At 48.4% G+C, this 5,573-nt stretch carries 2 tRNA genes and 3 rRNA genes; all 5 read left to right on the top strand.

The features are described 5' to 3' along the window. Positions 1–264: 264 nt before the first annotated feature. Positions 265–1,802 (top strand): 16S ribosomal RNA (locus W293_RS0114270). Positions 1,803–1,894: 92 nt separating this feature from the next. Continuing rightward, positions 1,895–1,971: transfer RNA gene (locus tag W293_RS0114265), tRNA-Ile, on the top strand. A 9-nt stretch (positions 1,972–1,980) separates the two neighbouring features. Continuing rightward, a tRNA-Ala gene (locus tag W293_RS0114260) sits at positions 1,981–2,056 on the top strand. A 357-nt stretch (positions 2,057–2,413) separates the two neighbouring features. Continuing rightward, positions 2,414–5,275: ribosomal RNA gene (locus W293_RS0114255) — 23S ribosomal RNA — on the top strand. Between the two features lie 180 nt (positions 5,276–5,455). Next, positions 5,456–5,569: ribosomal RNA gene (gene rrf / locus W293_RS0114250) — 5S ribosomal RNA — on the top strand. The 16S, 23S and 5S rRNA genes sit together here with 2 tRNA genes alongside, the layout of an rRNA operon. The last annotated feature ends 4 nt before the right edge of the window (positions 5,570–5,573 follow it).

The following is a 5,573-nucleotide window of genomic DNA, read 5'->3' as shown; positions in this document are numbered from 1 at the left end:
ATAATCACCTACTGGACGACAGTAGATGAACACTATTTAAAAGCATAACTAAAGAACAACTTGTGTGGATTTTTGCTGATTCAGAATGCTAAAAAATAAAGTTGACTATCTTTTCTTTTCGGAAAGATTATTAACTATAAAAATTATCATTTAAGACAGCAGAAAAACTCAAAGTTAATTCATTACGAACATAATTTTTAGCGATTTTGCCAGATTAGATGAGCCAAGTTTAGTAGCCTCTTTAAAGGGTTACATAGCAAGATTAAACTGAAGAGTTTGATCATGGCTCAGATTGAACGCTGGCGGCAGGCTTAACACATGCAAGTCGAGCGGAAACGATGGTAGCTTGCTACCAGGCGTCGAGCGGCGGACGGGTGAGTAATACTTAGGAATCTACCTAGTAGTGGGGGATAGCTCGGGGAAACTCGAATTAATACCGCATACGACCTACGGGAGAAAGGGGGCAGTTTACTGCTCTCGCTATTAGATGAGCCTAAGTCGGATTAGCTAGATGGTGGGGTAAAGGCCTACCATGGCGACGATCTGTAGCTGGTCTGAGAGGATGATCAGCCACACCGGGACTGAGACACGGCCCGGACTCCTACGGGAGGCAGCAGTGGGGAATATTGGACAATGGGGGAAACCCTGATCCAGCCATGCCGCGTGTGTGAAGAAGGCCTTTTGGTTGTAAAGCACTTTAAGCAGTGAAGAAGACTCCGTGGTTAATACCCACGGACGATGACATTAGCTGCAGAATAAGCACCGGCTAACTCTGTGCCAGCAGCCGCGGTAATACAGAGGGTGCAAGCGTTAATCGGAATTACTGGGCGTAAAGGGAGCGTAGGTGGCTCGATAAGTCAGATGTGAAATCCCCGGGCTCAACCTGGGAACTGCATCTGATACTGTTGAGCTAGAGTATGTGAGAGGAAGGTAGAATTCCAGGTGTAGCGGTGAAATGCGTAGAGATCTGGAGGAATACCGATGGCGAAGGCAGCCTTCTGGCATAATACTGACACTGAGGCTCGAAAGCGTGGGTAGCAAACAGGATTAGATACCCTGGTAGTCCACGCCGTAAACGATGTCTACTAGTCGTTGGGTCCCTTGAGGACTTAGTGACGCAGCTAACGCAATAAGTAGACCGCCTGGGGAGTACGGCCGCAAGGTTAAAACTCAAATGAATTGACGGGGGCCCGCACAAGCGGTGGAGCATGTGGTTTAATTCGATGCAACGCGAAGAACCTTACCTGGTCTTGACATATCTAGAATCCTGCAGAGATGCGGGAGTGCCTTCGGGAATTAGAATACAGGTGCTGCATGGCTGTCGTCAGCTCGTGTCGTGAGATGTTGGGTTAAGTCCCGCAACGAGCGCAACCCTTGTCCTTAGTTACCAGCGGGTTAAGCCGGGAACTCTAAGGATACTGCCAGTGACAAACTGGAGGAAGGCGGGGACGACGTCAAGTCATCATGGCCCTTACGACCAGGGCTACACACGTGCTACAATGGTAGGTACAGAGGGCAGCTACACAGCGATGTGATGCGAATCTCAAAAAGCCTATCGTAGTCCAGATTGGAGTCTGCAACTCGACTCCATGAAGTAGGAATCGCTAGTAATCGCGGATCAGAATGCCGCGGTGAATACGTTCCCGGGCCTTGTACACACCGCCCGTCACACCATGGGAGTTGATTGCACCAGAAGTGGTTAGCCTAACTTAGTGAGGGCGATCACCACGGTGTGGTTGATGACTGGGGTGAAGTCGTAACAAGGTAGCCGTAGGGGAACCTGCGGCTGGATCACCTCCTTATAGATGGCATTCGGTCAGCAAGAATTCACAACAAGTTGTTCTTTAGTTTAGCTAGTATTTATTATTAGCGCTTTGCCTTGACAGGCAGACACAGGCCTGTAGCTCAGCTGGTTAGAGCACCGTGTTGATAACGCGGGGGTCGGCAGTTCAAGTCTGCCCAGGCCTACCATTTATTTACGGGGCCATAGCTCAGTTGGTAGAGCGCCTGCCTTGCACGCAGGAGGTCAACGGTTCGACTCCGTTTGGCTCCACCATAATAAATACGATAGTAACTATATAAACAAGCATAAACAGAAACAAATAATTCAGATATTACATCATACGATTATTTCTTTCTGTTTTATACAGAACTTATGACTCGACGAGAGCGTAAGAACTATTTAAAAACATAGATATGAGTCTGGGTTAGGAACACGTGTTCACGCGTTGTTCCTAACCTTAATAACTCACTACTTAACGACATCAGTTGTTATCCCAGTAGTGAGTTATTAAAAAAGTAAAGAGAACTGAATCAAGCGTATAAACATAGGTGATATCGTTATCATAATTAGACTTATATAACACTTTGAAGTTAAAACTTATTTATAAGTTAAGACTACTTGGGGTTGTATGGTCAAGTAATGAAGCGCACATGGTGGATGCCTTGGCAGTCAGAGGCGATGAAAGACGTGACAGCCTGCGATAAGCTTCGGGGAGGCGGCAATATCCTGTGATCCGGAGATTTCTGAATGGGGAAACCCACTTACCATAAGGTAGGTATCTTGTACTTGTACAAGAAGCGAACGAGGGGAAGTGAAACATCTCAGTACCCTTAGGAATAGACATCAAATGAGATTCCCCAAGTAGCGGCGAGCGAACGGGGAGAAGCCGATTAGTGCTAATGTAGAAGAACAGCGTGGGAAAGCTGACCGTAGTAGGTGATAGTCCTGTATTCGAAACATTAGCGTTAACATATTAAGTAGAGCGGGGCACGAGAAATCCTGTTTGAAGATGGGGGGACCATCCTCCAAGGCTAAATACTCCTGACTGACCGATAGTGAACCAGTACCGTGAGGGAAAGGCGAAAAGAACCCCTGTGAGGGGAGTGAAATAGAACCTGAAACCGTGTGCGTACAAGCAGTGGGAGCCTTAATTTATTAGGGTGACCGCGTACCTTTTGTATAATGGGTCAGCGACTTATGTTCTGTAGCAAGGTTAACCGTTTAGGGGAGCCGTAGGGAAACCGAGTCTTAATAGGGCGTTTAGTTGCAGGGCATAGACCCGAAACCGAGTGATCTATCCATGAGCAGGTTGAAAGTGCCGTAACAGGCACCGGAGGACCGAACCCACTGTCGTTGAAAAGCCAGGGGATGACTTGTGGATAGGGGTGAAAGGCTAATCAAACTCGGTGATAGCTGGTTCTCCCCGAAAGCTATTTAGGTAGCGCCTCGGACGAACACCATTGGGGGTAGAGCACTGTTTCGGCTAGGGGGTCATACCGACTTACCAAACCGATGCAAACTCCGAATACCGATGAGTGATATCCGGGAGACACACAGTGGGTGCTAACGTCCATTGTGGAGAGGGAAACAACCCAGACCGCCAGCTAAGGCCCCAAATTCCTAGTTAAGTGGGAAACGAGGTGGGAAGGCATAGACAGCTAGGAGGTTGGCTTAGAAGCAGCCATCCTTTAAAGAAAGCGTAATAGCTCACTAGTCGAGTCGGCCCGCGCGGAAGATGTAACGGGGCTCAAACTAGGAGCCGAAGCTGCGGATTTGAATTTGTTTTCAAGTGGTAGGGGAGCGTTGTGTAAGCCTGTGAAGGTGTGTCGTAAGGCATGCTGGAGGTATCACAAGAGCGAATGCTGACGTGAGTAACGATAATGCGAGTGAAAAGCTCGCACGCCGGAAGATCAAGGGTTCCAGTCCAACGTTAATCGGGGCTGGGTGAGTCGACCCCTAAGGCGAGGCCGAAAGGCGTAGTCGATGGGAAATCGGTTAATATTCCGATACTTGTTTATAATGCGATGGAGGGACGGAGAAGGTTATGTCAGCCTGGCGTTGGTTGTCCAGGTGAAAGGATGTAGGCTTACAACTTAGGTAAATCCGGGTTGTTATATGGCTGAGATCTGATAGCAAGCTGTACTTGTACAGCGAAGTGGCAAATACCATGCTTCCAGGAAAAGCTTCTAAGCAATAGTTATAAACGAATCGTACCCTAAACCGACACAGGTGATCAGGTAGAGAATACCAAGGCGCTTGAGAGAACTCTGCTGAAGGAACTAGGCAAAATGGTACCGTAACTTCGGGAGAAGGTACGCTGTTGATGGTGATAGGACTTGCTCCTTGAGCTGTTGACAGTCGCAGATACCAGGCTGCTGCAACTGTTTATTAAAAACACAGCACTCTGCAAACACGAAAGTGGACGTATAGGGTGTGATGCCTGCCCGGTGCTGGAAGGTTAATTGATGGGGTTAGCGTAAGCGAAGCTCTTGATCGAAGCCCCAGTAAACGGCGGCCGTAACTATAACGGTCCTAAGGTAGCGAAATTCCTTGTCGGGTAAGTTCCGACCTGCACGAATGGCATAATGATGGCAGCGCTGTCTCCAGCAGAGACTCAGTGAAATCGAAATCGCAGTGAAGATGCTGTGTACCCGCGGCTAGACGGAAAGACCCCGTGAACCTTTACTACAGCTTTACATTGAACTTTGACCTGACTTGTGCAGGATAGGTGGGAGGCTTTGAAGCCGAGACGCTAGTCTTGGTGGAGCCAATCTTGAAATACCACCCTGGTCATGTTGGGGTTCTAACTCAGGTATAACAATACCGAGGACAATGTATGGTGGGTAGTTTGACTGGGGCGGTCTCCTCCTAAAGAGTAACGGAGGAGTACGAAGGTGCGCTCAGACCGGTCGGAAATCGGTCGTAGAGTATAAAGGCAAAAGCGCGCTTAACTGCGAGACCCACAAGTCGAGCAGGTACGAAAGTAGGTCTTAGTGATCCGGTGGTTCTGTATGGAAGGGCCATCGCTCAACGGATAAAAGGTACTCTGGGGATAACAGGCTGATACCGCCCAAGAGTTCATATCGACGGCGGTGTTTGGCACCTCGATGTCGGCTCATCTCATCCTAGGGCTGAAGCAGGTCCTAAGGGTATGGCTGTTCGCCATTTAAAGAGGTACGCGAGCTGGGTTTAGAACGTCGTGAGACAGTTCGGTCCCTATCTACCGTGGGCGTTGGAAATTTGAGAGGATCTGCTCCTAGTACGAGAGGACCAGAGTGGACGAACCTCTGGTGTTCGGGTTGTCACGCCAGTGGCATTGCCCGGTAGCTACGTTCGGATGGGATAACCGCTGAAAGCATCTAAGCGGGAAGCCCACCTCAAGATTAGATTTCCCTAAAGAGCCGTTGAAGACTACGACGTTGATAGGCAGGGTGTGGAAGCACAGCGATGTGTGTAGCTAACCTGTACTAATTGCTCGTTTGGCTTGACCATACAACACCCAAGTGGTTTGTATCAAAGCTCTAATTAATCTATCTTGTATAAGCGAAAGCTTATAGAATATATATATTTCGATATCACCTTTAACCTTGATTCAGTTAGGTTACAAGTTGGTCGACCAATAGATAATATCTTGACGTCATAATAACATCAGACTCATATCTAACCCCCTTTGCTGACGACAATAGCGCGATGGCCCCACCTGATCCCTTCCCGAACTCAGAAGTGAAACATCGTTGCGCCAATGGTAGTGTGGTTCGCCCATGTGAGAGTAGGTCATCGTCAGCTCTCT

Source organism: Psychrobacter sp. TB67, from assembly GCF_000511065.1.
GTDB classification, from domain to species: Bacteria; Pseudomonadota; Gammaproteobacteria; order Pseudomonadales; family Moraxellaceae; genus Psychrobacter; species Psychrobacter okhotskensis.
Note: the sequence above shows the minus strand (reverse complement) of the source record. Positions and strands in the feature narration are given on the sequence as shown.